Source organism: Brucella pituitosa (assembly GCF_003049685.1).
Lineage (GTDB): Bacteria > Pseudomonadota > Alphaproteobacteria > Rhizobiales > Rhizobiaceae > Brucella > Brucella pituitosa.
Window position 1 is genome coordinate 396,051 of sequence record NZ_PYSY02000002.1, and the last position, 26,549, is coordinate 422,599.

Genomic DNA, 26,549 nt, shown 5'->3' on the forward strand with positions numbered 1-26,549 from the left:
TGAGCGCATTCCAGAATTCATGAAATGATTTCGGGCGAGATGCGCATTGATAGAGATATTATCTGGAGAATAATCATGACGAGTATGACACGCCGCCGCTTGCTGACGCTCGGTGTAAGTGCTGCCGTTTTATCCATTGCTCGGCCTTTTGAGGCCTTCGCGCAGGACGCCCATCAGCAACATACGCAGCATGGTGCACCCACAGCACAGGCAAAAGCACCGACCTTGCCTATTCCAACATTATTGGAGCCGGATGCTGCAGGTGTGGTGAAGCTGACGGTCCAGAAGGGACGCCATGCTTTCACACAAGGCAGCGATGCGGCCTCTGCCGGGATAAACGGCACCTATCTTGGGCCGGTCGTCCGCTTGAAGAACGGAGAGGCGGTAACGCTTTCGGTAAATAACGGCATGGACGAAGACACAACGCTTCATTGGCATGGTCTTTTTGTTCCGTCGGTTCTCGATGGCGGACCGCATAATGTGATTGCAGCAGGTAAAAGCTGGGAGCCAAAGGTTACAGTCAATCAGCCTGCATCGTTTAACTGGTTCCATCCGCACTTGCATGGCGACACCGCCCGACAGGCACATATGGGCATTGCCGGGCTCATGATTGTCAGCGATGGCAAGGATGGCGAACGTGGATTGCCTGAAACCTATGGTGTTGATGACCTGCCGCTTGTCTTGCAGGACCGCAGGGTTATCGAAGGCGACAAGGTTTACCAGCCCGATATCATGGATTTGATGCACGGCTTTCGCGGCGACAAGCTAATCGTCAACGGCGTGATTGCACCGCAAGCACATGTTCCGGCGTCTGTTGTAAGATTGCGCATTCTGAACGGTGCCAATGCGCGGAACTTCCATATCCGTCTCAGCGATGACCAGCCGTTGCATGTCATCGGATCGGATGGCGGCTATATAACCAAGCTCGATACAGTCCAACGCCTGACGATCAGCCCAGGCGAGCGCTATGAAGTTCTGGTCGACTTTTCCAAATCGAAAGGCACTCTGGATTTGCTCACGGCCAGCGATGACAGCAGTGGTGATGATCAGTCTTTGATGCAGTTTATCGTGGATGACAAAATCGATGGGTTGGTGAAAGCATTGCCAGCCACGCTTGATGGTCCTGAGAAGCCTGACGAAAAGCTCGCGGCACGCAGGCGGTCGTATTTCTTCGATGAACGCATGGCCGAAAATATGAAGCTCATGATGGGCGGCATGTCGAGTGATCCTCATGCCGGGCACAATATGCCAGCGATGAGTGATCACGACATGCATTCGGGTCGGAGCAATACTGACGCCGGACCTGCTTTGCAGGCTTTGACATCAGGCGTTCAGATGGCGATTGCTGAAAAACCTTTCGACATGAGCCGCATTGATGCCGAAGTTAAGCTTGGATCGTGGGAAATATGGGAGCTGACGACCAAAGAAATGGCGCATCCATTCCATATCCATGGAGCGTCATTCCGCATTCTGACGTTGAACGGAGAAGCGCCACCGCTCCATCAATCAGGTTGGAAGGATACGGCGTTGATCAATGGCAAGGCCGAAATTCTGGTCCATTTTGATCGCGAAGCTACGCGTGATCATCCTTTCATGTTCCACTGCCATGTGTTGGAACATGAAGACGTCGGCATGATGGCGCAATTCGTTACGACCTGATTTTCAAATATGCTGCGCGCTGTCTCAACCGGCGCGCAGTTTTATAAGTTTCGAACAATTCGCGCCGTAGTGCGTTTACCGCTTATCACCAAACCAAATAAGAGGAGGAGATAATGCGATCTTTCGTTCTAGCTTCAACTATTGCACTTTTCGCCATGCCTGCATTTGCCCAAGACACAACAGTTAAAATGTACGAGGCTCTCGAAACAGGACAGGGGAAGGAAATGGGGACTGTTACAGTCTCCCAAAGTGCTGATGGGCTTTCATTCAAAGCGGATTTAAACGGAATGCCGGGCGGTGAACATGGCTTCCATGTTCATGAAAAGGGCAGCTGTGCGCCTGCCGAACAGGACGGGAAAATGGTTCCTGCTCAAGCAGCTGGTGGCCATTACGATCCGGAAGGCTCGAAACATCACATGGGACCTGAAGGTCATGGTCATATGGGCGATTTGCCACTATTGAAGGCTGATGCAGACGGCAAGGTCAGTGAAACGGTTGTTGCGCCACGTCTCAAGTCGCTGGATGAAATCAAAGGGCGGGCGCTGATGGTTCATATAGGCGGCGACAATTATGCCGACCAGCCCAAGCCGCTTGGTGGTGGTGGTGCACGTATTGTCTGTGGTGTAATCGAATAAACTAGCCCCAGTTTTCGATACGGATTTTCGATCCGTCCGAGAAACGCGAAATATGGAACGGCGACGGATCGACAACTGGCGTTTCGCCGCTGACCATATCGGCGACCAATCGTCCTGCACCGGGGCCGATGCCAAAGCCATGCCCCGAAAAACCTGTTGCAACGATTAGCCCATCAATGTCGGGCAGGGGGGAGATGACCGGAATAACATCCGGCATGGTGTCGATCAGGCCCGCCCATTCCTGTGCAATTGTTGCAGATGCAAAGGATGGAATTGCAGCCTTGAGTTTAGCCAACACTGCCGCATTCGCAGCACGGTGCGGCTCAGGATCAAGCGTACGGATTTTTTCAAAGATCGAGACCTGATCTGCCGGCCGGAGCTTCCACTGGAAAGCTTCTTCAAAAAAGCGCTCACCAAAACGGAAACGCAGGGATTTCCATTCGGTTGAGAGCGACGGAAGGAAGTCGCGGAAAAAGCGGAAACTGTCAGGCACGATGTCGGCTATAGAACCGCCGAGGCTCGCGACCGTATAACCACCATCAAGCCGCTTACGTAGCGCGAAATCTGAAAACGCAATTGCTGGATCGACATTTGCCTCCATCGGGGCCGTGCGAAACACCGATGATTTGACTTTGAGTTGCGGAAGGCGGGCCTTGAAATCCGATATGATCAACCGTGACCAGGCCCCGCCTGCAACGACTATCGCCTCACAGGCAACACGGCCTTTCTCGGTCAAAACTGCTGAAACGCGGCCATTGGTTGTCTCTATGCCGCGCACCGCACAATTTTGCAAAATGACAGCGCCCAACTCCTGCGCCTTGGCGGCGAAAGCCGGTACTGCTTTCTGTGGCTCCGCACGCCCGTCGAGCGAGGTGATCATGCCGCCTTTGAGCTGACGCGTGAGACCGGGGGTAAGGCTGGCCGCCTGTTTGCTGCTTAAGAGTTCTGTCTCTATGCCGTGCTCGCCCGCGATTTTAATCCACTGAGCATAGCGTTCGACTTCCTCTTCTTTGTCGGCGGTATATGCGATACCGGTGATACGAAAACCGGTTTCTCGCCCGGTACGCTCATTCATGCCTTCCCAGAGGCGCATACTCTCGACAATCAGCGGCATTTCCCGGCTGTCACGACCAGTCCGGCGGCACCAGCCCCAATTGCGACTTGATTGCTCGCCCGCAATTTCACCTTTTTCAAACAGAGCAACAGGTATCCCGCGCTCGGCCAGGAAAAGGGCTGTCGATACTCCGATCACACCACCACCGATAATGGCAACCTTCGTTTCCTGTGGCAAACGCTCAGCGGTTACCACCTTGTCGGTGATCGGCCCCATGATCAGACTCCTGCAATGCGAATATCGAATTTGGATGAAAGCAACATTGCGCGATTTGCAAGCTTGTTCAACTGGATAGTGCAGTAAATTGTTGCGTCTTCAAGTGCGTTTAGGAAAATGCCTGACACCTTTGGTCGGGTTTTATTGGCAAAGTCGTTCAAGTGCATTTATATGCGGTTCGATGATAACAGGACTCTCGGCCTCATCTATGGACGCACACACTTTGCAAGACACCAAGCTTGGCAACAATATGGCTCCAGCGCTAACGCTCTCAGGCATTAGTCGCCAGTTTGGAACAGTGCGTGCCGTTGATGATATTTCGCTCGATGTTCAGCCGGGAGAGATCATCTGTCTCGTCGGTCATTCTGGCTGCGGCAAGACCTCGCTTTTGCGGATTATTGCAGGGATCGACGCGCCGGATGAAGGTCAGCTTGCCATGGGTGGCAAGACGCTGGTCAGTTCCTCCATCTTCGTGGAACCAGAAAAACGCAACATAGGTGTGGTGTTTCAGGATTATGCGCTTTTCCCGCATCTGACCGTCAGGGAAAATGTGCTGTTCGGTTTGCGCAAGATGCGCAAGGATGAGGCGAAAGCGCGGGTTGATGAGTTACTTGCGCTGGTTGGCCTTGCCGCGATGGGGGATCGCTATCCGCATATGCTTTCGGGTGGCGAGCAACAGCGGGTCGCTCTCATCAGAGCACTGGCACCAAAGCCTGATCTGCTGTTGATGGACGAACCCTTCTCCAATCTTGACCGCGGTTTGCGTGCTCGTGTGAGAAGCGAGACTGTTGCTTTGCTTCGTGCATTGGGTACGCCGGTCATTATCGTGACACATGAGGCCGAAGAGGCGTTGTCCACAGGCGATCGCGTAGTGTTGATGCGTTCCGGAAAGATCGTTCAGGCCGGTTCAGCCCGCGAACTTCATAACCAGCCTGCAACGCGCTACGCTGCGGACTTCTTCTGCGATTTCAATGCTCTTGAAGGCAAGGTAAACGGTGTTGTTGTCCAAACGCCTGTCGGCACATTGACGCTTCCGGATGATATGCGAACAGAAGGAGATGTCGCTGTCTATCTGCGTCCACGGGATATCGAGGTCATATCCTGTGAAGCGTCTGCAAAAGACGGGTTGAGCGGTCATATAGAAAACCGAACCTATTTGGGCGAAACCGAGGAACTGACAGTTCGTCTGGATCAACAGGACTTCCGTCTTCGTGTCCGAACAGATCAGCATGTCGCAGCTGATGCAGCGTATGTCACCTTACGGATCGACTGGAGCAAAGCACTGGTTTTTGCGAAAAAATGAGTAAATAACTCATATTTCTTGGCGTGAATTATTGACCCTGAATATGCCAGTTCCTATAATCTTGATGCATTACACATAGTTTCAAATGAACCAAATTCTACCGGAGGTAAAATGCCCAAGATCGCGCGTGCTGGATTGGCTCTAATGGCAGCGACGTTTCTCTCAGGTGCAGCTAATGCAAATGAGGTGAATATTTACACGACGCGTGAACCTGGTTTAATCCAGCCTCTGCTGGATGCCTACAAGGAAAAGACGGGCACCACCGTCAATACCGTTTTCCTGAAAGATGGCCTTGCCGAGCGCGTTGCATCTGAAGGCGACAAATCGCCTGCTGATATCCTTATGACAGTGGATGCAGGTAATCTGGTTGATTTCGTCGATAAGGGCCTCACTCAGCCGATTGATTCAGCTGCTCTCAAGGCAGCTATTCCTGAACAGCTCCGCGATGCCAACGACAACTGGTTTGGTCTGTCGATGCGCGCTCGCGTTGTCTATGCAGACAAGGATCTCGAACTCGACAAGATCACCTATGAAGAACTGGCTGATCCAAAGTGGAAGGGCAAGATCTGCATCCGTGCTGGCCAGCATCCCTATAACACTGCTCTGATTGCCGATTATATCGCTCATCACGGTGCAGAAAAGACCGAAGAATGGCTGACTGGCCTCAAGGCCAATCTGGCGCGTAAGGCAGCCGGCGGTGACCGTGACGGCGCTAAGGATATTGTTGGCGGCATCTGCGATATCGCAGTCGCGAACTCCTACTATGTCGGTCTGATGCGTTCGGGTAAGAGCGGCGACGAGCAGAAGGCGTGGGGCGATGGCATCAAAGTCATTCTCCCAACCTTTGCCGATGGCGGCACGCAGGTGAACATCAGCGGTGCAGCTGTTGCCAAGAACGCGCCAAACAAGGATGAAGCCGTCAAGCTTCTCGAATATCTTGCATCGGATGAAGCCCAGCAGCTTTATGCAAAGGCTAACTACGAGTATCCGGTTAAGGCAGGCGCTCCGGTTGATCCAATTGTCGCATCTTTTGGTGAACTGAAGATCGACAAGGTTCCGCTTTCGGAAATCGTAAAGCATCGCAAGCAGGCCAGCGAGCTGGTCGACAAAGTCGGCTTCGATAATTAAAAGCTGACTACCAGTGAAAAAATAACGCCGGTGCAAAACCATTGCGCCGGCGTTGTAATATGAAGGTCGACAATAACATGCCGGAACCTTTGCAAGCCGCATCGTCATCCATGCCTTATCGCACCCGCTCGGGGAGAGGCTGGTTGTGGCTCTCAGGATTGATTACGCTGTTGGTTTGCCTGCCGGTGCTCGCACTTGTAATCGAAGCGCTACGCGGTTCCTCCGGCCTTTGGAGCCATCTTTTCTCGACGATCTTCGCTACAGCCTTTACCGATACGATCATTCTGCTGGCAGGCGTCGGGCTTATAACTGCATTTGTCGGCACGTCTGCTGCATGGCTTGTAACGGCTTATGATTTTCGCGGGCGTGGTGTGCTCGAATGGGCGCTTTTGCTGCCCCTAGCGGTGCCTACCTATATTATCGCCTATGCCTATCTCGATATTCTGCATCCGATCGGGCCGATACAAAGCGCGATCCGCTTTGTGCTTGGCTATGATACGCCGCGCCAGTTCCGCTTGCCGGATATAAGGTCGATGACCGGTTGCATTATTCTGCTCGGCTTCGTTCTCTATCCTTATGTTTATATTCCGACACGGGCGATGTTTCTCACACAGTCCGCCAGCCTGATTGAAGCAGCGCGGACATTGGGCGTCAGCCGCAGAGGGATTTTCTGGCGTGTAGCATTGCCACTCGCGCGCCCCGCAGTTGCCGTCAGTGTAAGCCTTGCTTTGATGGAAACACTCAATGATGTTGGTGCCGCCGAGTTTCTTGGTGTGCGAACATTGACGGTTTCGATCTACACAACATGGGTCACGCGCTTTGATTTGCCCGGTGCCGCACAGCTCGCCCTGGCGCTTTTGTTATTGGTTGTCGCACTTGTATCAATCGAGCGCTGGGCGCGGCGCAAGCAACGCTTTTCATCCAATATTCGCCACTCGCGTGGCTTTGAACCGCTTAGGGTAAGCGGCATCAATGGCCTCTGGCTTTTTGTGCTCTGTGCTGTACCAATTATCGTTGGCTTTGTCATGCCTGCGACCTATCTCGTGATTGAGGCGGTCAAACGCATGCGTTTTGCAGGCATATCTCCGCGTCTTGCCGGTGAAGCATTCAACACGGTGATGCTGGCTTCGGTCGCAACCATTCTGGTTCTGTTGTTTGGCATGGTGGTGGCTTATGCGATGCGGCTCTTTCCGGGAACTGCCTCGCGCTGGTTCTACCGTTTTTCGACCATGGGCTATGCGGCACCCGGTACGGTGATTGCAATTGGCATCATGATCGTTTCAGGTGCAGTCGATCGTTTGTTCGATGGAGTTTTCACCTATTTCTTTGGTATTTCAACGGGGTTACTGCTGATCAGTACGGGAGCTGCCATCATCTACGCCTATGCGGCGCGCTTTCTGGCAATCTCTGCCGGAGGCATAGATGCAGGGCTCGAACGTATTCCACAATCGCTCGACCATGCTTCACGCACGCTGGGGCGCGGGGTAACCACAACATTCTGTCAGGTACATTTGCCGCTTTCAAAAACGGCTATCGTTGCCGCTGGACTTTTGGTGTTTGTCGATTGTGTGAAAGAACTACCCGCAACGCTTCTGTTGCGCCCCCTCAATATAGAGACTTTTGCCACCCATCTTTATGGCGAAGCTGCGCGCGGAACCTATGAAGAGGCTTCCGTTGCCGCTTTGGCAATTGTGGCAGTCGGCATATTGCCGGTTATTCTGCTTGCGCGTGTCGGGCGTCGATTGGGTGGACAACGCAGTTAACAGCGGAAGTTCTGCAATATCAAATTGTTACAAAGCCGTTATGTATCGCGACTTTAACGCGGTAATACTTGCCTGCTTCCGAAGTTCCATAAATCCAAAAAATCCAGCTCTATCAAGGGCTTTGGAGTGGTGCGTCGGTGTAGCCTGGACCAGATAGATCAATGATTTCAACACGATATTTCGCGTGAACGCAATAATATGTGACTGTATTATGAAGGGGTTTCCATGCTTCTACCACGTTGAAGCCACAAAGCGGAAGCTGAATGGGCACATGGAAACAACGTCCCGGATTTAGACACGATAGCCATACGGGCTGGTCTTAAAAACTCCGGGCATGACTTGGATGATGAAAACAATGCTGGATACGCAACAATGGCTCCCGGTCGAGTTGCTAAATATTGGTTTGGCTGCCGCCGTTTTCTTCGCCTGCCTTGTGCACTCTTTGTGGAAGGCGGTCTTTGATGAACTCAACCCCGTTTTCTGGCGTCGCACCGCGGCAGTTCTCTGGGCGGGTGTTGTTATCGTTGCTTTGAGCAGCGGAATTGAAAGCTTCAACTGGCCAATGATTATTGGCTGGATGATGGTGGCGGGCGGTGTCGTTGCGACAGCTATCCGCACAGGCATGGGTTATTATCGCCAGTATTCGGCGCATAATGTGCGTCGTACGAAGTTTACAAATGCGCGCTTTTCTGGCCCACGCGTTTCTGGACGGTGATAGCCATGTTTGCAAAGACTGCTCAAATGCCTCTGCGGCTACACCGTCCAAATAGTCTGCGTTCGTTCTTTATCCGCGCTTTTGGTTCTGGACGATACCGTAGATATTCGTAGAACGTGCGCCTGAGCGGCAATAGCCGAGAATAGGGCCTTCGGCTTCGTTGAGAGCCGAGGCCATGTCATCGACATTCTCCTGGGTCAGCTGGCCGCCAACAACCGGGATGTAATAGGTCTTGATGCCTGCCTTTTCGGCAACCTTGGCAACTTCGGCAAAGCTAGGCTGATCTTCACCGCCTTCACCATCGGGACGATTGCAGATAATCGTCTGAAAACCTTCAGCCGCAATATCACGCACATCATCCGGCGAGATTTGTCCAGTGACTGAGTAATTGTCGTCGATCTGCCGAATATCCATCGTTTTTCACCTATAATATAAGTCGCTGAAAGGCTCATTTCCGGTTAGCGGGTATAGCTCGTTATCGACTTGATCCGCAAGTGTTGAGCCACTGGACTTGCTTGCTGCAGAGGTGTTGGATACTAATTCCGCATGAGGGCAGAAACGACAGGCGGCGGAACGACATGACGATGCAGAACATCAGCCAAAGTGTTCCGCGTCTTGCTCGTCGTGAATCCGGCCTCCACGAGAGCAACCGTGATGTCCCGGAAGAAGTGCCAGTGGCGATGAGCTATAATGGCACGACGCATGCTGTTATGATGGCCACGCCCGATGATCTCGAAGATTTCGCAGTGGGTTTCAGCCTGACCGAAGGTATCATAGGGTGTATCTCGGAAATCGAAGATCTGAACATCGAAGTCTTTGGAAAAGGCATCGATATTCAGATGCGGCTTGTCGATCAGCGGGAGGAAATGCTTGTCGCTCGCCGCCGCTTTATGGCCGGGCCGGTCGGTTGCGGCTTGTGTGGGATCGATTCCATCGATCAGGCAATACGTCCATTATCTGCGATCAAGGCGGATGGATTTCAGCTGAAAGCCGGATCAATTGTTGCTGCAATGGATGCCTTGGGTGGTGCACAGCAATTGAATAGGCAGACACATGCAGTGCATGGCGCTGGCTTTTTTGTGCCGGGTGAGGGGCTTTTTGCAACGCGTGAGGATGTCGGAAGGCATAATGCACTCGACAAGCTAATTGGCGCACTCGCCCGAGCAAACAAGCCCGCAAATAGCGGGCTGGTTGCCATTACGAGCCGTGTCTCTGTGGAGATGGTGCAGAAGGCCGTTATTCTCGGCGTACCGCTGCTTGCAGCGATTTCAGCGCCAACAGCGCTTGCCATCCGTACAGCAGACGAAACCAATCTAACGCTCGTAGCGCTTGTCAGAGGCGATGATTTCGACGTCTACACCCATCCTGAGCGTATCGTAAGCGAGTAGCCGGCTTCGCAATCGCAAGGCCGGCCAATCTTTACTATACGAGTGCTGCAATACGAGCGCGTTCACTAACAATCTGCAAAGCTGCGTGCGCGGCTTCAACACCCTTCACCTTGAAATGGTTGAAGAAGAAGTCGTGATGCTCTTTACTGTCGTGGTAATGATGCGGGGTGAGCGATACGCTAAGCACCGGAACTTCGGTCTCAAGCTGTACCTGCATCATGCCGTTGATGACGGCCGTGGCGACGAAATCGTGACGGTAAATTCCGCCATCGATCACGAATGCAGCGCCCACAATGGCAGCATAGCGGCCAGTCTTGGCAAGTGTCTTTGCATGAAGCGGAATTTCATAAGCACCGGGAACGTCGAAAACTTCGACTTCCACGTTGCTGCCGGTTTTTGCGGCGAGTTCAGCGATGAAGCTCTTACGTGCTTCGTCAACGATATCCGCATGCCAGCGAGCCTGAATGAAGGCAATTTTGAAGGATGTCTTGTTCGGATAGCTCTGGTTCATAGGTTCCTCACGAAACTAGAATCAGGGCGCACAAAGGAACGCGAGCCACGCCGAATTGAGCGTAACCAAACATTCTTTCGCTCTCTTCCATCCGGACTTTAACCGTCGGCTCCGGCATCTCACCGGATCTGCTGACCCTGAAACAAACCGCCGAATCGGCTTTCTGCTGCAGGCGCTCGCGGGCTCGAAGATCACTCTTCATACCGCCGGTGGGGAGTTTCACCCCGCCCCGAGAACAAACCCGCACACCATTGTGCGAGCGACTGGAAATTATGCATTCCGGAGGATAATGTCCAGTCCACTCACAGTAATTTTATACTGCCTAAAAAAGCACAACGCGTTGCGTTTTGCCGATTTTCCGAACTGAGCAAAGTTTTGTCATCAGAAATATAGTGAACGAACCAAGTGTTTAATTTTACTGGGATATTTGGTCAATTTTTTCAGCTATCGACACGCTTGAATTGAATGTCTCGATTTTTCTCACCTAATCCATATTGACACACATCCCGTATTTGAGCCTATCCTAAGAGCACATCTTGTCTTGCAGGTGATTTTCATTCAAAAAAGACAACGTTGTCAATCGCAGAAGGAGCTGCGAGAAATAGAGTGGGATGGAGGTCTCAAAGCAGATTGAACGATCTTCCGGGTGTGCGGGCCTGATGCCTGACGACAGCATCCGACGAAATTTTGTTTTGTAGAGTTCTACGGGAGGTAGACACATGCATAAGTTTTTCAGAATGGCCGCGATGGGCACAGCTGCCTGTGCAATGCTTGCAGCAATGGCACCTGTTACAGCCAGCGCACAGGACAAGCAGAACGTTGAAGTCCTGCATTGGTGGACAGCTGGCGGCGAAGCTGCGGCACTCGATGTTCTGAAGAAAGACCTTGAAGGCAAAGGCATCAGCTGGACGGATATGCCAGTTGCAGGCGGCGGCGGCACAGAAGCCATGACGGTTCTGCGTGCTCGCGTTACGGCAGGCAATGCTCCAACTGCAGTGCAGATGCTCGGCTTCGATATCCGCGACTGGGCGGAGCAGGGCGCTCTCGGCAATCTTGATGAGATTGCTGGCAAAGAAGGCTGGGACAAGGTTATCCCGGCACCTCTGCAGGAATTTGCCAAATATGACGGCCACTGGATTGCAGCGCCTGTAAACGTTCATTCCACCAACTGGATGTGGATCAACAAGGCAGCCCTCGACAAAGCTGGCGGCAAAGAGCCGACCAACTGGGATGAACTTGTAGCGCTTCTCGACAAGTTCAAGGAACAGGGTATTACCCCGATCGCTCACGGTGGTCAGCCATGGCAGGATGCGACGATTTTTGATGCCGTCGTGCTCTCCTTTGGCCCGGACTTTTACAAAAAGGCTTTCGTTGATCTGGACCCGGAAACTCTGGGTAGCGATAAGATGAAAGAGGCCTTCGATCGCATGACCAAGTTGCGGTCCTATGTGGATGACAACTTCTCCGGTCGTGACTGGAACCTTGCTTCGGCGATGGTTATCGAAGGCAAGGCTGGCGTTCAGTTCATGGGTGACTGGGCAAAGGGCGAATTCATCAAAGCCGGTAAGAAGCCAGGCGAAGACTTCGTCTGCATGCGTTACCCGGAAACACAGGGTTCTGTAACCTTTAACTCCGACATGTTCGCGATGTTCAAGGTTGCTGAAGACAAGGTGCCTGCACAGCTAGAAATGGCGTCAGCCATCGAAAGCCCGGCATTCCAGTCGGCCTTCAACGTGGTCAAGGGATCGGCTCCAGCACGCACCGACGTGCCTGACACCGATTTCGACGCTTGCGGCAAGAAAGCTATCGCCGATGTGAAGGAAGCTGCTGAAAAGGGCACCATGCTCGGTTCCATGGCTCATGGCTATGCAAATCCGGCTTCCGTCAAGAACGCCATCTATGACGTCGTAACGCGTCAGTTCAACGGCCAGCTCTCGTCTGAAGATGCTGTCAAGGAACTGGTTACGGCTGTTGAAAGCGCCAAGTAAGCAGATAAGGGGCGTCCGGGACACAGCACCCGGACGCTCTCATTACATACGCTATAATTCATTGAAAATAATGGCTTAATACCGCCGCAATACCTGCGCTCCAAGGTCTTGTTCTAACGCGTGTCTGATCCGAAAATCATATTTTATTTTTCGGGATGCGTTTTTAAACAAGCTGGCAGCACGAGGCGGTAGCTTAAACAGGATGGCGCAGATATGCAGCGTAACAGCCGACTACAAGAACTGGTGCCCAAGCTGGTTCTCGCGCCGAGCTTCTTGATTGTTCTCGTCTTTGTATATGGATTTATTATCTATACAGGCGTTCTTTCTGTCACAAACAGCCGCATGTTGCCGTCCTACGGTTTTGTTGGCCTGTCAAATTATGAAAAGCTCTGGGCATTGCCACACTGGTGGCGAGCGGTCACCAATCTTGCGATTTTCGCCTCGCTCTACATCATCATTTGTTCGGTTATCGGCCTGTTTCTGGCAACCCTGCTCGATCAGAAGATCCGTGGAGAAGGCTTTCTGCGTCCGATCTACCTTTATCCCATGGCGCTTTCCTTCATTGTGACGGGTACGGCGTGGAAATGGTTTCTCGATCCGGGTATCGGTCTTGAGCACACGGTTCGACTTTGGGGCTGGGAAGGTTTCACCTTCAACTGGATCAAGAGCAACACGATGGCAATTTACTGTCTGGTGATTGCTGCTGTCTGGCAGTCATCGGGCTTTGTCATGGCGATGTTCCTTGCAGGTCTGCGCGGCGTTGACAACGAGATCATCAAAGCGGCACAGATTGACGGCGCTTCGACGGGAACAATCTATCGCCGCATCATCATTCCTTTGATGCGCCCGGTGTTCCTGTCGGCTTTTGTGGTGCTCGCGCATCTTGCAATCAAGGCCTATGACCTCGTGATTGCCCTGACAGGTGGTGGACCTGGACAGGCAACTGAATTGCCCGCGACCTTCATGTATTCTTATACGTTTACCCGCAACCAGATGGGTATCGGTGCATCGTCAGCAATCATCATGCTTGTGATGATATTCTCAATCATCATTCCATATCTCTATTCGGAAATTCGCGGAGGGTCACGCTCATGAGTGTTCAGACCCAGGAAAACGCGATCAACAGTGGCAAGCTGACACGTGCTTTGATTTATTCTGCACTGCTGCTGTTTGCAATTTACTATCTGCTGCCGCTCTACGTGATGCTGGTGAATTCGTTCAAGCCGCTTGAGGAAATTCGCCAGGGCGGTATGTTGGGCCTGCCGCAGCAATGGACAATTGAACCCTGGCTTTCGGCGTGGTCAACGGCACAAATCGGTGTGCAGCCCACAGGCCTCAAGCCCTTCTTTATCAACTCGATCCTGATGGTTGTGCCTGCGGTAGCGATCTCCACGGTTGTTGGTGCGTTGAACGGCTATGTGCTTACCAAATGGCGCTTCCGCGGCTCGAACATCTTCTTCGGTTTGCTGCTGCTTTCATGCTTCATCCCGTTTCAGATTGTCCTTATCCCGATGGCGCGCGTTCTGGGGATGCTTGGTATTGCGGGCACGATCTGGGGGCTGATCCTTGTTCACGTGGTCTATGGTATCGGCTTCACGACGCTTTATTTCCGCAACTATTATGAAGCGTTCCCGACTGAACTGGTGCGCGCAGCGCAGATCGATGGTGCAAGCTTTTTCCAGATTTTCTGGCGCATTCTTCTGCCGTCTTCAGGTCCGATCATCGTTGTGTCGGTCATCTGGCAGTTCACCAATATCTGGAACGACTTCCTCTTCGGTGCATCTTTCTCTGGTGCAAATTCAACACCGATGACGGTGGCACTCAACAACCTCGTTTCCTCCTCCACAGGCGTCAAGGAATATAACGTTCACTTTGCAGCTGCCATTCTGGCGGCTTTGCCAACGCTGATCGTTTACATTGTCTCCGGGCGCTACTTCGTGCGCGGCCTGATGTCCGGTGCCGTTAAGGGATAAGTCTGACATGTCATTTCTGAAAATTACCGATCTCTATAAATCCTACGGCAACGTCTCGGTCTTGAAGGATATCAATATCGAGATTGAGGAAGGCGGCTTTCTGGTACTCGTCGGACCCTCGGGCTGCGGCAAATCCACTTTGCTGAATACGATTGCTGGTCTCGAGCCGATTACGTCCGGCGATATTCTGATCAATGACCGCTCCGTTTCCGGCTTGCATCCTTCACAGCGCGATATTGCGATGGTGTTCCAGTCCTACGCGCTTTATCCGAACATGACCGTGGCGGGAAACATCGCTTTCGGTATGGAAATTCGCAAAGTTCCCAAACCTGAACGCGAGAAAGCCATTCAGGAAGTCGCGGATATTCTTCAGATAGGCCATCTGCTGGACCGCAAACCAAGCCAGCTTTCCGGTGGCCAGCGTCAGCGCGTTGCCATGGGGCGTGCACTTGTGCGCAATCCGCAGGTCTTCCTGTTCGACGAACCACTCTCGAACCTTGATGCCAAGTTGCGTGTTGATATGCGGACAGAGATCAAGCGCCTGCATCACCGCATGAAGACAACAATCGTCTATGTGACGCATGATCAGATCGAAGCGATGACACTTGCAACCAAGATTGCTGTTCTGAAGGACGGTATCCTGCAGCAATTCGGCACGCCAGCGGAAATCTACAACAATCCGGCCAATATGTTTGTCGCAGATTTTATGGGCTCACCTGCGATGAACCTTCTTCATGCGGGCATTGAGAAGAATGGTTCTGAGCTTGCGGTCGTGCTTGAACAGGGTGAGGGCGAAACGCTGAAGCTGCCGCTGAAAACTGCCCCGCAAAGTCTCGGTGACTATGTGGGCAAGCAAGTCATGTTTGGCATCCGTCCTGAGGCCCTGACTGATCCTGATGGCGCTGACCGCAACGCTCATTCGGTGGTTGAAGGCGAATGTCTGATTGATGTTGTAGAACCGGCCGGCTCTGACACTTTCGCTGTGACGCGTATTGGTGGCAAGCAGGTCGTCGCACGTTTACGTGCTGATGCCCGCATTGTTGCGGGTCAAAGGTCGCGGCTTGCATTCAATCTCGACAAGTCGGTATTTTTTGATCCATCAACTCAGGGTCGGATTTTATAGCAGTTCATTTTATCGGGCTATTCCTTGGAATAGCTCGAACCGTGAATATGCTTAGCTTCTCTTATGCATGGAAACTGAACGGAGAGTTCATGCCATGTATTGGAAGACCAAACTGGCAATTATGAGTTTGTGCGATTTCCAATTGTTTTACGCACATACTGAAAGTCGTTTCACACTTTTCCGGATGTGCTTCAAATCAAAAGGGTGCTCCCAAATTCAGGAACACCCTTTTTCATGCTTGCCTGGAGGGCAAAATTCTATTTTGTGGATGCCGCGTCTAACGCAGGAAGTCCAACCCAAGAAGACCAATTGCCAGTGCGGTATTCAGCGAAATGATCATCATGCCATAGACGATCGCTGTTCTTGTAATATCGCTCATTTTTCTACCTCCTTGAACCGCGACGCCTCCACATCGGATTCTAAAGCTCGAGAACTGTAACAAAATGTAACAGCCCGTTACGGGTAGCGCAACCCATTTTACATAAATGTGAACGAGTGTAACGGGGCGTGAAAATGCAACAGCAACTCCCCGGAGTTACGCCGATTTTGGGTATGTCACCGTATTGTGACGCGAAATTAACTGGTAAATTCTGTGCAGGCGCTACATAAAGCAGTGGTTATGATTGACTGAAAAGTCGTCTTTAATTCTCTGCTTTTATTCGGATTTTCAACTTGAACCGGATCGTTCCACTCGTGCTGGCAATTGCTCTTTTCATGGAGCAAATGGACTCGAACGTTATTTCAACATCGCTTCCCGCAATTGCCGCTGATATCGGCACCAGTCCGATTGCGTTAAAACTCGCATTGACGGCTTATCTCGTCTCTCTCGCGGTTTTTATTCCTGTGAGCGGATGGATGGCAGACCGATTCGGTGCCAAGAACGTCTTTCGGGCAGCGATTGCTATTTTCGTTGTCGGCTCGCTGGCCTGTGCCGCATCCAACTCGCTGGCCGCTTTTGTTGTCGCACGGTTCCTGCAGGGCATGGGTGGCGCGATGATGACACCGGTCGGACGACTGGTTCTCATCCGTTCGACACCCAGAAGCGAACTTGTTTCCGCCATGGCGTGGCTCACCATCCCCGCGATGGTTGGGCCTTTGGTTGGCCCGCCGGTAGGTGGCTTCATAACGACATTTTTCTCGTGGCACTGGATATTTCTGATCAACGTGCCGATTGGCGTGATTGGTATCTGGTTTGCAACCCGATTTTTGCCCGACAATGATGAGCGGATCACCAAACGTCTCGACTGGCCCGGCTTTTTCCTGTCCGGGATCGCGATGTCGGGCGTGGTGTTCGGCTTATCGGTTGTAAGCCTCCCAGCTTTGCCGCCAGTGATCGGTTTTGTGACTGTAGCCATCGGTCTGGTCTGCTCGGTGCTTTATATTCTTCATGCGCGCCGCATAAGTGATCCGCTGCTTGATCTGAAGCTCTTTGATAATCAGGTCTTTCGCTCAGCGGTTTTCGGTGGCAGCGTGTTTCGACTGGGCATAGGCGCTATTCCATTTCTGCTGCCTTTGATGTTCCAGCTTGGTTTTGGCATGACGCCGTTTCAATCAGGCATGATGACATTCGTTTCTGCGATTGGGGCCATCAGCATGAAGTTTGGTGCCAAGCGGGTCTTCAGTCTCTTCGGTTTCCGAAGAACATTGATGTATGGTTCGCTGATTTCAGCGGCATTCATTGCAGCAAACGGCCTGTTTTTTCCAGAAACGCCCTATGGTCTCATCATCGGCCTTTTACTGATTGGCGGGTTTTTCCGCTCGCTGTTCTTCACCGGTGTCAATGCATTGGCTTTTGCCGAAATCCCTGATGCCAAAACAAGTCAGGCGACACCGATTACAGCCGTCGCGCAGCAGGTTTCAATTGCACTCGGTGTTGCTATGGCTGGTGGAATTCTCGAAATCAGTACCGCTTTGCGGGGCGCCCCACTGCAACTCGCAGATTTCCATATTGGGTTCTTCGTGGTTGCCGCTGTTTCAGCGACAGCTTTCTTCTGGTTCGCAAAGCTGGCACCAGATGCAGGACGCGAGCTTTCCGGTCCGGTAACAATCAAGTCCAGGAGTAAAGAGCGTACAGCTTTGGAGGCTGCGGACTCTGCCAACGGCAAATAAAAAGGCAGCTTTCAAAGCCGCCTTTTTCTCATCCTACCTCAGAGTGCCAAGACTACCCCTTAAAATCGCGGGCAAGCAGATACAATTCGACAGATTCCGCACGCGATGCTGGTGGTTTGATATGATGAACAGAACGGAATTTCTGTTTCAGCATTGCCAGCAGGTCGTTTTCAGTGCCGCCCTGGAATGTCTTGGTGAGGAAGTGCCCGCCCGGCTTCAGCACGGATACCGCAAAGTCGGCCGCCACTTCGCAAAGATGCACTGTGCGCAAATGGTCCGTACGGCGGTGACCGGTCGTCGGTGCTGCCATATCTGAGATCACCAGATCAGGCTTGTCACCGAGCGCTTCCATCAGCTTCTCTGGTGCCGTTTCATCGAGAAAGTCCATTTCCAGCAAAATAACGCCGGGCAGTGGATCAACATGCAGATAATCGATGCCGACAACTTGCGGGTTTTCATCCGTGGAACCGACAATCTTGGCAGCGATCTGCGACCAGCCGCCGGGTGCAGCACCCAGATCGATAATTTTCTGCCCCTTTTTCAAAAGATTATAGCGATCATTGATTTCAATCAGCTTGTAGGCCGCGCGCGAACGATAACCGTCCTGCTTTGATTTGTGCACATAAGGATCGTTCAGGTGACGCTCCAGCCAACGACGCGAGGACTCCTTGATCGTTCCGGCTTTTTTCTTCACACGAACGCGAAGATTGCTTGTGCCAGCACCGCCGCGTCCGCCGGTTTTCGTGCCGCCTTTGTTTCCGCCTGCTTTGCTCATCTTCAATGCCTGTTTCTTACGTCGGTTTTACCGCCAGTTTTGGCAGTTTGGGCGCGGTTATGGCGCCAGGCACCGTCACGCGACATGAGTTCGGTCAATATGCCTTCGCGTAACCCGCGATCAGCAACGAGAAGTTTTTCACTCGGCCAGACATTGCGTATGGCGTCGAGAATTGCACAGCCTGCCAGCACGAGATCGGCCCGGTCGGCACCAATACAAGGATTGGCGACCCGCGCGTCAAAATCCCATGACAATAGACGGCTCGTCATCTGTGTCACCTCATCTGATCCCATCCACATACCATCGACGCGACGACGATCATAGCGCTCCAGTCCAAGATGGATGCCGGCGAGTGTGGTTACAGTGCCTGAGGTGCCGAGCAGGTGAAAACGCGAGCTTGCAGCAAGTTGGCCCAGACAATGGCGTTCGGCAAAACCGGAAAGCAATTCCGTAACGTGACCGACCATGGCGTCGAAGCTTTCCTGCGTGACGTTGCGTCCACCAAAGCGTTCAGCCAATGTGACAACGCCAACGGGCAGGGAAGTCCATGCCGTAATATGTTCGGCAAGACGCGGCGAACGGCGCTGGGATACATCGATCAGCGCGATTTCTGATGAACCGCCTCCAATATCGAAGAGCACAACTGCATCAGTCTCGCGTGTTACGAGCGTTCCACAACCGGAAACAGCGAGACGTGCTTCTGTCTGGCGATCAACGATTTCGAGTTCAAGTCCGGTTTCCTCGCGGACGCGCGCGAGAAATTCTTCACCATTGGCTGCCGATCGGCACGCTTCCGTTGCTATCAGGCGTGCGCGTCTGATTTTGCGAGATGCAAGCTTGTCGCGGCAGATTTTGAGCGCATCGATCGCGCGCTGCATAGCATGTTCGCTCAAACGCCCCGATGAGCTGAGTCCTTCGCCGAGGCGAACAATGCGCGAAAATGCGTCTACCACGCGGAACTGGCCGGGACGCGTTGGCGAAGCGATCAGCAGGCGACAATTGTTGGTGCCGAGATCCAACGCTGCATAAAGCGGTGCTTCCTGCACATTGCTGCGCGGAGTAATGTGCGTTCCAGCCTGATTGCGCTTGGATTGCTGTGACTGCACCGGAGAACTATCTGAGCGAGGAGCTGCATTCTGCGCCTTCGCTGCGTTGTCCAAATGCGAAGGCACACCGCTTTGCTGGCGAGCCTGCTTTTTCTTGCGGGCGCGGCGACGGCGATTCGATATTTTTCCGACAGGTTTGCCGTCGACCGATTTGGCATCCACGATGGGAGCCTCAGCAACGACCGGCTTTTGCGTATGCGTCTCCGTACCGCGAGAGACTTTCCCGCGATTGCGACGACGTGCACGCTTGCGTTGGCTTTGCGAGCCTTTGCTTTCCGTGTCTGAGCGTCCTGAATCGGAGGCATTGGGTGCCTTGCCGACTTCTGAAACGGCTTCCTTGCGCGGTTTGCGCTTGCCGTTCTCGGGCGGATTCCGGGTCTGTAGATTGCCCGTTTGTCCACCGGACGCCCCTTGATGCGCCATTCCTGCAGGGCGCTCCTCGGGGTTCTTCAAGGTTTTTATCCTTATGGCGCCGCGCGAACCTGAAAGGACGCAAGCAAGGCGCTTCAATTTTTACGTTGCCCTTAATGTAACAGCGCTTTGGGTATTTACCAAGGGGCAGGCAGGGAAGTGTCATTGGAAAATTCATAAAACAACGAACGAATTTAATAAGGCCCATATGATCAAGGGCTTTCGTTGTTCACGAAAGCCCCTGATCTCGGAATATAAGCTGTTCTGTTGAGTGTTAGATATCGTAACTATGCGCCGCGTTGATCGTGGCCACGAACTGTTTCGTGCGTTCACGCGCCGGATTGACGAAGACGTCGTGCGCACTGCCAGTCTCGATAATGTTGCCCGACTCCAGGAAAACGACATTTTGGGCGATCTTGGAAGCAAGACGTAAATCATGCGTCGCAATAACCATTGTCGTGCCTTCCTTGGCGAGTTTGCTCAGCACATCGACCACTTCGGATGCAAGCTCCGGATCAAGTGCCGATGTAGGTTCATCACACAGAAGCACTCGCGGCGAAGGCGCCAGCGCGCGCGCTATGGCGATACGCTGCTGCTGCCCACCGGAGAGGGTTGCAGGCCAGGCATCAGCCTTGTGCGCCATCCCGACCTTTGTCAGCAGTTCCATCGCCCGTTCCTGAGCCTTTGCCTTTGGCCATTTTAAAACAGTGATCAGGCCTTCCATGACGTTCTGGATAGCAGTCTGGTGCGGGAATAGCTGAAAATTCTGAAACACCATGCCGGTTTGGCGGCGGATCGACTGGATCGCCTGCCAGCTTGGCTTGCGATCCGGATCAAGCGTAATGCTTTGGCCGCCAAGAACCAAAGTGCCTGAAGTTGGAATCTCCAGCAGATTGATGCATCGCAACAAGGTGCTCTTGCCGCCGCCCGATGGGCCGACAAGTGCCGTAACCGTACCTTCGGCGATTTTCACATTGATATCATTAAGGATAACAACGTTATCGAAGCTTTTTACGATATTCTTCAGCTCAATCATGCATTTGTCTCCAACGTTCCGCCATAGCGTCTGAAGCGCTTTTCGAGCCGTGCCTGAAGATGAGACAGGATTGTGCTGAGCGCCAGATAGATCAGCGCTGCTTCGATATAGAGGATCAGAGGTTCATAGGTGGTCGCAACGATGCGCTGTGCGGACTGGAAAAGTTCTGGCACCGTAATTGCTGCGGCGAGCGAGGTGTCTTTTACCAGTGAGATAAAGGTGTTCGACAGCGGTGGAACAGCCGTGCGGGTAGCCTGTGGCAGAATGGTGCGGGTCAGTGCCTGACGCCAGCTCATGCCAATCGAATATGCAGCTTCCCATTGGCCTTTTGGCACCGAGGAGATGACCGCGCGAATGACTTCGGAACTATAGGCGCCGACATTGAGCGAAAAGCCGATGACCGCAGCCGTAAAAGCATCGAGATAAATGCCGGCACTTGGCAGACCGTAAAAGATTACGAACAGCTGCACCAGCATAGGTGTGCCACGGAAAATCCATACGTAGAAGCGCGCGATGAGCGACACCCATACTGGCGCAAACAGGCGTACGAGTGCCGTGAGAAGCCCTAGGGACAGTCCGAAGATAAAGGACAGAATTGTAAGCGGGATGGTGAACATCAGCCCAGCCCAAAGTAGGGTGGGCAGGGAATCCGCCATGAGTTGAAGCCAATCGGGCACGTGTTCGGTCCTTAGATGGAAAATTCCTGAAATAGACGTTTGCTAGGTTTCTATATAGCCACAACGAAAGGAAGCCGGAAACATGTTCCGGCTTCCAAAATTGCGATTATCCGAAACTTACTTGTACCCGATAATTATTTGGAGACGTCCTGACCGAAATATTTCTGCGAAATCTTGTCGTAGGTGCCGTCAGCCTTGATTTCATCAAGCGCCTTGTTGATTGCAGCGACCAGATCGTCATCACCCTTGCGGACGATGATGCCTGAAGCATCTGCATTTTCCTTCTCAGCAACGACCTTTACAGGTGCGTTCGGCTGCTGCTTCTTGAAATCAAGATAGGACAGACTGTCATTGAGTGTCGCATCGGCGCGTCCCGTCAGAACCAGCTGGATCGACTGATCGAAGCCATCGGTAGCGACCAGTTCTGCACCAGCTTCCTTGGCAATGCGGCCATAATTGCTCGTCAGTGACTGAGCCGACTTCTTGTCCTTGAGGTCAGCAAAGTCTTTGATCGTATCGTTCTTGTCATTTACGATCAGAACAACCTTGGAAACGATGTAAGGGTTGGAGAAGTTGAACTTCTTCTGGCGTTCTTCGGTGATACCAACCTGATTGATGACAGCATCATAGCGCTTGGCATCAAGACCGGCGATAAGGCCATCCCACTTGCCTTCAACAAATTCAGGTTTCACGCCGAGCTTCTGAGCAACAGCTTCACCGATTTCCACGTCAAAACCGACAAGCTTGTTTTCCTTGTCGTGGAAGGTGAACGGTGCATAGGTGCCTTCTGTGCCGATCTTCAGCACACCCGCCGACTTGATGGCGTCAAGGTTTTCACCGGCCATTGCGGTCGAGAAGAGGGCTGCCTGGAGAACACCAACGGTGGCGAGGATTTTTGCGAACTTCATTTGTAAGGTCACCTGTAAAAATATTCGATGAGACGTAAAATACAGGAATTTAATTCTAATGAAGCGTCTAAAATCGCAGCCTTAGCCCATCTTGAAGAAATTATTTCTATTTTATTATCAATTACGGCAATCTGAATCCGTATATCGAGATTTGGCAATTTCTAGTTCTAAAGTGTGTCGCATTTTATCATATCCATGCGACACACTTTAGTTTTTTGTTTTTACGCATGTCATTGTCCCAAAACCGGTTCCCACTTTTGGGAGACATGCTGAACCACAATGAAAAACGCCGCCTTTCGGCGGCGTTTCTTACACATGATTGCTTTTGCTATCAGGCCTTACCAAAGCCACCGCCTGTTGGCGTCACGACGGTAAAGGCTTCACCTGCTTCCAGAACGGTCTGATCGCAATTGCCGAGCACCTCAACGGTGCCATCCTTGCGGCGCACTTCATTGCGTCCAGTCTGACCGGGCTCCCCGCCTTCCAGACCAAATGGTGCCACGCGGCGATGACCGGACAGGATTGCGAAATCGAGCGTCTTCAGTGCACGGATCGTGCGCTTGGTGCCATCGCCTGCATGCCACTTGCCTTTGCCGCCAGAGCCTTCACGGATATGGAAGTCTTCCAGCAGTACCGGGAAACGTGTTTCCAGAATCTCCGGATCGGTGAGGCGGGAATTGGTCATATGCGTATGGACCGCATCAGCACCATTGAAGCCCGGCCCGGCAGGGGCACCGGAGCAGATGGTTTCGTAATACTGATACTCGTCATTACCGAATGTCAGGTTATTCATGGTGCCCTGTGCGGCGGCCATGGCTTTGGTCGCGCCAAACAGACAGTTGGTTACGGCCTGACTGACTTCAACATTGCCTGCAACAACGGCTGCCGGGAAGCGTGGTGAGAGCATCGAGCCTTGCGGAACGATGATCTTGATCGGGCGCAAGCACCCGGCATTCATAGGAATGTCGCCCTCAACGAGCACGCGGAATACGTAAAGCACGGCGGCGCGTGTTACTGGTTCCGGCGCATTGAAGTTGTCAGGACGTTGTTCAGAGGTGCCGGTGAAATCGACCGTTGCTTCGCGTTTATCACGGTCGATTGTGACGCGAACTTCGATCTGGCAACCCTGATCCATTTCGTAAGTGAAATGGCCGTCTGGCAGCTTGTCGAGAACGCGGCGCACACTTTCAGCCGCATTGTCCTGAACATGGCCCATATAGGCTTTGACGACATCTTCACCGAAGAGACCGATGATCTTTTTAAGTTCAGCCACGCCTTTTTCATTAGCGGCGATCTGCGCTTTCAGATCGTTGACGTTCTGCGTGAGATTGCGCACCGGGTAGGTCGCGCCTGTCAGAAGTGCAGACAGAGCATCTTCGCGGAAAGTGCCACGATCAACGAGCTTGAAGTTGTCTATATAGACACCTTCCTGCTCGATATTGACCGCCAGCGGCGACATTGAACCAGGCGCAATGCCGCCAATGTCGGCATGGTGGCCACGGCTCGCAACCCAGAACCGAATTTCACGATTTTCATCGTCAAACACTGGCGTGCAGACGGTCAAATCGGGCAGATGCGTTCCGCCATTGTAAGGCGCGTTGATCAGGAACACGTCGCCCGGCTTGATATCCTTGTTCTCACGGATAGCCGTTGCAACGGATGCATCCATGGAGCCGAGATGCACTGGCATGTGCGGCGCATTGGCCACCAGATTGCCTTCGGCATCAAACACGGCACAAGAGAAATCCAGACGTTCCTTGATGTTGACCGAATAGGCCGTGTTCTGGAGTGTCACCCCCATCTGTTCTGCAATCGACATAAAGAGATTGTTGAAAATCTCCAGCATGACCGGATCGGCTTCGGTGCCAATTGCCGTGCGTAAAGGCAGAGCTTTGATGCGCGTCAGAACGATGTGATCATGCTGGGTCAGGCGGGCCTGCCAGCCATCTTCGATGACAATCGTCTGGTTCTTTTCGATGATGATCGCCGGGCCTGTAACGGTCTGGCCGCGCTGGATCTTCTCGCGAAGAACAACTCCTGCATCATGGAATTCACCATGCGAGAAGAAACGTGTGCGCTTTGCCGTTTCGGCCTCAAGGTCGCTTTCCAGAGGTAGGCTCGTTTCCGTTTCGCCTGCGCCGCCACCGACGGCTTCGACTTCAACGGCATCGATAACCAATGCCTTGTTTTCCGCAATGAATCCGAAACGGCGCTTATGTGCGACTTCAAATTCTGAACGCAAACGTTCGGCGCTGTCCTCAGCAGGGAAGGTCGCTTCGATCGAAAGTACCGTGTCGGTGCCAGCATAGCGGATATGTGCACGCAGATGACGTTTGATGGCACCGGTTTCGATGCCTTGCGTTGTCAGTTCTGCAACACATTCCTGTGCCAGTTCTTCACCAAGACTATTGAGTGCCGCTGGTGCAGAAGCATCAAGTGATACGCCAAGCGCCTTCTGGCGTGTGGCGCGAATATCCGCCAAGCCCATGCCGTAAGCGGAAAGCAGACCCGACATTGGATGAAGAAGGATGTTCTTCATGCCGAGTGCATCGGCAACGAGGCAGGCATGCTGCCCGCCGGCACCACCAAAGCAGCTCAATGCATAGCGGGTAACATCGTAGCCGCGCTGGACGGAGATTTTCTTGATCGCCTCGACCATGTTCGCAACAGCAATGCGAATGAAGCCGTCAGCAACCGATTCCGGCGATCGGTCGTCGCCAATTTCATCCGCAAGCGCGGTGAACAGCGTGCGAACACGTTCAACATCAAGCGGCTGGTTCTGCTCTGGTCCAAAAATCGCCGGGAAGTAGTCGGGGATCAATTTGCCAAGCATCACATTGGCGTCGGTTACAGCAAGCGGTCCGCCGTTTCGATAGCAAGCAGGGCCGGGGTTTGCGCCTGCTGAATCTGGGCCAACACGGAAACGACCAGCATCATAATGCAGGATCGAGCCGCCGCCAGCCGCGACCGTATGGATCAGCATCATCGGCGCACGCACACGAACGCCTGCAACTTCTGTCTCGAAGGCGCGCTCATATTCGCCATCAAAATGGGCAACGTCGGTTGATGTGCCGCCCATATCAAAGCCGATGACCTGCCCGAAACCCGCCGTCTCGCCAGTGCGGGCGAGGCCCACAACGCCACCTGCAGGACCGGACAGGATTGCATCCTTGCCCTGGAAAAGATCGGCAGCGGTCAGGCCACCCGATGACATCATGAACATAACGCGAGCGCCGGTGCGTTCGACGTCGAGTTCATTGGAAACCTGTGCCACATAGCGGCGAAGAACAGGCGAAAGATAAGCATCGACCACGGTCGTATCGCCACGCCCGACCAGCTTGATCAAGGGAGAGACTTCATGGCTGACGGAGACCTGTTCAAATCCGATTTCGCGCGCAATGCGCGCGATTTCAGCCTCATGCTCAGGAAATTTATAGGCATGCATGAGAGCAATCGCGATCGACTTATAGCCCTGTTCTTTAAGGGAACGCAGTGCTGCGACTGCCTCGGCAGAATTAAGCGCTTTTTCAACAGTGCCGTCCGCATGGACGCGCTCATTGAGCTCGGTCACACTGTCATAAAGCGCTTCAGGCTTGATGATTTCGGTTGCAAAGATGTTTTTGCGTTCCTGATACCCGATGCGCAGAGCGTCGCGGAAGCCCTTGGTGGTGACAAGTGCCAGCCGCTCGCCCTTGCGCTCGAGAAGCGCATTTGTGGCAACAGTCGTGCCCATGCGCACTTCGCCAATCAGCCCGGCAGGGACCGGCTCGCCGGTCGTAAGACCAAGATGCAAACGGATACCGTGGACGGCTGCATCCTTATAGGCTGAAGGGTTTTCGGAAAGAACCTTGCGTGCATGAAGAGTGCCCTGCGGGTCGCGTCCGATGACGTCGGTGAATGTGCCACCACGGTCGATCCAGAAGTCCCACACCCCGCTTCCCGTTCCGCTCATTCTTGGCTCCCTCATGCATGAAGACAGTGTATTTCGAAATCTTTTCAGAATTTCATACT

21 protein-coding genes and 1 riboswitch are annotated in these 26,549 nt (G+C 52.9%); of the genes, 12 read left to right on the forward strand and 9 right to left on the reverse strand.

Annotation, left to right across the window (positions count from 1 at the left end; genetic code table 11):
* Positions 1-75 precede the first annotated feature (75 nt).
* A complete protein-coding gene (gene cueO / locus C9380_RS14165; protein WP_128093828.1) occupies positions 76-1,659 on the forward strand; it encodes a multicopper oxidase CueO in 1,584 nt (527 codons plus the stop codon).
* 113 nt (positions 1,660-1,772) lie between these two features.
* Entirely contained in the window at positions 1,773-2,294 is a 522-nt protein-coding gene (gene sodC / locus C9380_RS14170; protein WP_111787100.1) for a superoxide dismutase family protein, read from the forward strand.
* A gap of 1 nt (position 2,295) precedes the next feature.
* On the opposite strand, the gene C9380_RS14175 is transcribed toward sodC, so the two are convergent.
* Entirely contained in the window at positions 2,296-3,624 is a 1,329-nt protein-coding gene (locus tag C9380_RS14175) for an NAD(P)/FAD-dependent oxidoreductase (RefSeq protein WP_128093829.1), read from the reverse strand.
* A 208-nt stretch (positions 3,625-3,832) separates the two neighbouring features.
* Here C9380_RS14175 and C9380_RS14180 point away from each other — a divergent pair, with 208 nt between their 5' ends.
* From C9380_RS14180 to C9380_RS14195, 4 genes are all read left to right on the forward strand, one after another.
* Positions 3,833-4,927, forward strand: a complete 1,095-nt coding sequence (locus tag C9380_RS14180; RefSeq protein ID WP_024896322.1) for an ABC transporter ATP-binding protein — start codon at positions 3,833-3,835, stop codon at positions 4,925-4,927.
* Between the two features lie 111 nt (positions 4,928-5,038).
* The gene (locus C9380_RS14185) at positions 5,039-6,055 is read left to right on the forward strand and encodes a Fe(3+) ABC transporter substrate-binding protein (RefSeq protein WP_024896321.1); all 1,017 of its coding nucleotides are present in this window, start codon (positions 5,039-5,041) and stop codon (positions 6,053-6,055) included.
* 77 nt (positions 6,056-6,132) lie between these two features.
* Entirely contained in the window at positions 6,133-7,818 is a 1,686-nt protein-coding gene (locus C9380_RS14190) for an ABC transporter permease (protein WP_247877604.1), read from the forward strand.
* Between the two features lie 343 nt (positions 7,819-8,161).
* The gene (locus C9380_RS14195; RefSeq protein WP_424576813.1) at positions 8,162-8,533 is read left to right on the forward strand and encodes a hypothetical protein; all 372 of its coding nucleotides are present in this window, start codon (positions 8,162-8,164) and stop codon (positions 8,531-8,533) included.
* A 69-nt stretch (positions 8,534-8,602) separates the two neighbouring features.
* Here C9380_RS14195 and C9380_RS14200 read toward each other — a convergent pair whose 3' ends face one another.
* Entirely contained in the window at positions 8,603-8,947 is a 345-nt protein-coding gene (locus C9380_RS14200; RefSeq protein WP_024896318.1) for a protein tyrosine phosphatase family protein, read from the reverse strand.
* A 164-nt stretch (positions 8,948-9,111) separates the two neighbouring features.
* Between C9380_RS14200 and fdhD the strand changes: the two genes are divergently transcribed.
* Positions 9,112-9,921 (forward strand): formate dehydrogenase accessory sulfurtransferase FdhD, encoded by an 810-nt coding sequence (gene fdhD, locus C9380_RS14205; protein ID WP_128093830.1) that lies wholly within the window; start codon positions 9,112-9,114, stop codon positions 9,919-9,921.
* 34 nt (positions 9,922-9,955) lie between these two features.
* Here the strand turns inward: fdhD and C9380_RS14210 are convergent, their stop codons facing one another.
* Positions 9,956-10,432, reverse strand: a complete 477-nt coding sequence (locus tag C9380_RS14210) for a 6,7-dimethyl-8-ribityllumazine synthase (protein WP_024896316.1) — start codon at positions 10,430-10,432, stop codon at positions 9,956-9,958.
* Positions 10,433-10,507: 75 nt separating this feature from the next.
* Positions 10,508-10,673: riboswitch (FMN riboswitch) on the reverse strand.
* A gap of 478 nt (positions 10,674-11,151) precedes the next feature.
* Here C9380_RS14210 and C9380_RS14215 point away from each other — a divergent pair.
* The 5 genes from C9380_RS14215 to C9380_RS14235 all read left to right on the forward strand — a co-directional run bounded on the left by C9380_RS14215 (position 11,152) and on the right by C9380_RS14235 (position 17,625).
* On the forward strand, positions 11,152-12,420 hold the full coding sequence (locus C9380_RS14215) for an ABC transporter substrate-binding protein (protein WP_111787105.1): 1,269 nt from the start codon (positions 11,152-11,154) through the stop codon (positions 12,418-12,420).
* Between the two features lie 213 nt (positions 12,421-12,633).
* Positions 12,634-13,515 (forward strand): carbohydrate ABC transporter permease, encoded by an 882-nt coding sequence (locus C9380_RS14220; protein WP_128093831.1) that lies wholly within the window; start codon positions 12,634-12,636, stop codon positions 13,513-13,515.
* Positions 13,512-14,393: a carbohydrate ABC transporter permease gene (locus C9380_RS14225; RefSeq protein WP_024896312.1), complete on the forward strand. Its 882-nt coding sequence runs from the start codon at positions 13,512-13,514 to the stop codon at positions 14,391-14,393. The genes C9380_RS14220 and C9380_RS14225 overlap by 4 nt, the downstream gene beginning before the upstream one ends.
* Before the next feature lie 7 nt (positions 14,394-14,400).
* Positions 14,401-15,516 (forward strand): ABC transporter ATP-binding protein, encoded by a 1,116-nt coding sequence (locus C9380_RS14230; protein WP_128093832.1) that lies wholly within the window; start codon positions 14,401-14,403, stop codon positions 15,514-15,516.
* Between the two features lie 672 nt (positions 15,517-16,188).
* A complete protein-coding gene (locus C9380_RS14235; RefSeq protein WP_100556957.1) occupies positions 16,189-17,625 on the forward strand; it encodes a DHA2 family efflux MFS transporter permease subunit in 1,437 nt (478 codons plus the stop codon).
* A gap of 52 nt (positions 17,626-17,677) precedes the next feature.
* Here the strand turns inward: C9380_RS14235 and C9380_RS14240 are convergent, their stop codons facing one another.
* The 6 genes from C9380_RS14240 to C9380_RS14265 form a co-directional block, all read right to left on the reverse strand.
* Complete coding sequence (locus C9380_RS14240; protein ID WP_094539123.1) at positions 17,678-18,400, reverse strand: RlmE family RNA methyltransferase; 723 nt, start codon at positions 18,398-18,400, stop codon at positions 17,678-17,680.
* Positions 18,401-18,402: 2 nt separating this feature from the next.
* The gene (locus C9380_RS14245) at positions 18,403-19,959 is read right to left on the reverse strand and encodes a Ppx/GppA phosphatase family protein (RefSeq protein ID WP_100556958.1); all 1,557 of its coding nucleotides are present in this window, start codon (positions 19,957-19,959) and stop codon (positions 18,403-18,405) included.
* Between the two features lie 232 nt (positions 19,960-20,191).
* Positions 20,192-20,953: an amino acid ABC transporter ATP-binding protein gene (locus tag C9380_RS14250; RefSeq protein ID WP_128093833.1), complete on the reverse strand. Its 762-nt coding sequence runs from the start codon at positions 20,951-20,953 to the stop codon at positions 20,192-20,194.
* Positions 20,950-21,630, reverse strand: a complete 681-nt coding sequence (locus C9380_RS14255) for an amino acid ABC transporter permease (protein WP_024896306.1) — start codon at positions 21,628-21,630, stop codon at positions 20,950-20,952. The genes C9380_RS14250 and C9380_RS14255 overlap by 4 nt, the downstream gene beginning before the upstream one ends.
* 134 nt (positions 21,631-21,764) lie before the next feature.
* The gene (locus C9380_RS14260) at positions 21,765-22,538 is read right to left on the reverse strand and encodes an amino acid ABC transporter substrate-binding protein (RefSeq protein ID WP_024896305.1); all 774 of its coding nucleotides are present in this window, start codon (positions 22,536-22,538) and stop codon (positions 21,765-21,767) included.
* A gap of 331 nt (positions 22,539-22,869) precedes the next feature.
* Positions 22,870-26,505 (reverse strand): hydantoinase B/oxoprolinase family protein, encoded by a 3,636-nt coding sequence (locus C9380_RS14265; RefSeq protein WP_210249767.1) that lies wholly within the window; start codon positions 26,503-26,505, stop codon positions 22,870-22,872.
* Positions 26,506-26,549 lie beyond the last annotated feature (44 nt).

Excerpts from the sequence above, each read along its gene's own strand:
- cueO (WP_128093828.1), top strand. The coding sequence starts at position 76 with ATGACGAGTATGACACGCCGCCGCTTGCTGACGCTCGGTGTAAGTGCT.
- sodC (WP_111787100.1), top strand. The coding sequence starts at position 1,773 with ATGCGATCTTTCGTTCTAGCTTCAACTATTGCACTTTTCGCCATGCCT.
- C9380_RS14175 (WP_128093829.1), bottom strand. The coding sequence starts at position 3,624 with ATGGGGCCGATCACCGACAAGGTGGTAACCGCTGAGCGTTTGCCACAG.
- C9380_RS14180 (WP_024896322.1), top strand. The coding sequence starts at position 3,833 with ATGGACGCACACACTTTGCAAGACACCAAGCTTGGCAACAATATGGCT.
- C9380_RS14185 (WP_024896321.1), top strand. The coding sequence starts at position 5,039 with ATGCCCAAGATCGCGCGTGCTGGATTGGCTCTAATGGCAGCGACGTTT.
- C9380_RS14190 (WP_247877604.1), top strand. The coding sequence starts at position 6,133 with ATGCCGGAACCTTTGCAAGCCGCATCGTCATCCATGCCTTATCGCACC.
- C9380_RS14195 (WP_424576813.1), top strand. The coding sequence starts at position 8,162 with ATGATGAAAACAATGCTGGATACGCAACAATGGCTCCCGGTCGAGTTG.
- C9380_RS14200 (WP_024896318.1), bottom strand. The coding sequence starts at position 8,947 with ATGGATATTCGGCAGATCGACGACAATTACTCAGTCACTGGACAAATC.
- fdhD (WP_128093830.1), top strand. The coding sequence starts at position 9,112 with ATGACGATGCAGAACATCAGCCAAAGTGTTCCGCGTCTTGCTCGTCGT.
- C9380_RS14210 (WP_024896316.1), bottom strand. The coding sequence starts at position 10,432 with ATGAACCAGAGCTATCCGAACAAGACATCCTTCAAAATTGCCTTCATT.
- C9380_RS14215 (WP_111787105.1), top strand. The coding sequence starts at position 11,152 with ATGCATAAGTTTTTCAGAATGGCCGCGATGGGCACAGCTGCCTGTGCA.
- C9380_RS14220 (WP_128093831.1), top strand. The coding sequence starts at position 12,634 with ATGCAGCGTAACAGCCGACTACAAGAACTGGTGCCCAAGCTGGTTCTC.
- C9380_RS14225 (WP_024896312.1), top strand. The coding sequence starts at position 13,512 with ATGAGTGTTCAGACCCAGGAAAACGCGATCAACAGTGGCAAGCTGACA.
- C9380_RS14230 (WP_128093832.1), top strand. The coding sequence starts at position 14,401 with ATGTCATTTCTGAAAATTACCGATCTCTATAAATCCTACGGCAACGTC.
- C9380_RS14240 (WP_094539123.1), bottom strand. The coding sequence starts at position 18,400 with ATGAGCAAAGCAGGCGGAAACAAAGGCGGCACGAAAACCGGCGGACGC.
- C9380_RS14250 (WP_128093833.1), bottom strand. The coding sequence starts at position 20,953 with ATGATTGAGCTGAAGAATATCGTAAAAAGCTTCGATAACGTTGTTATC.
- C9380_RS14260 (WP_024896305.1), bottom strand. The coding sequence starts at position 22,538 with ATGAAGTTCGCAAAAATCCTCGCCACCGTTGGTGTTCTCCAGGCAGCC.
- C9380_RS14265 (WP_210249767.1), bottom strand. The coding sequence starts at position 26,505 with ATGAGGGAGCCAAGAATGAGCGGAACGGGAAGCGGGGTGTGGGACTTC.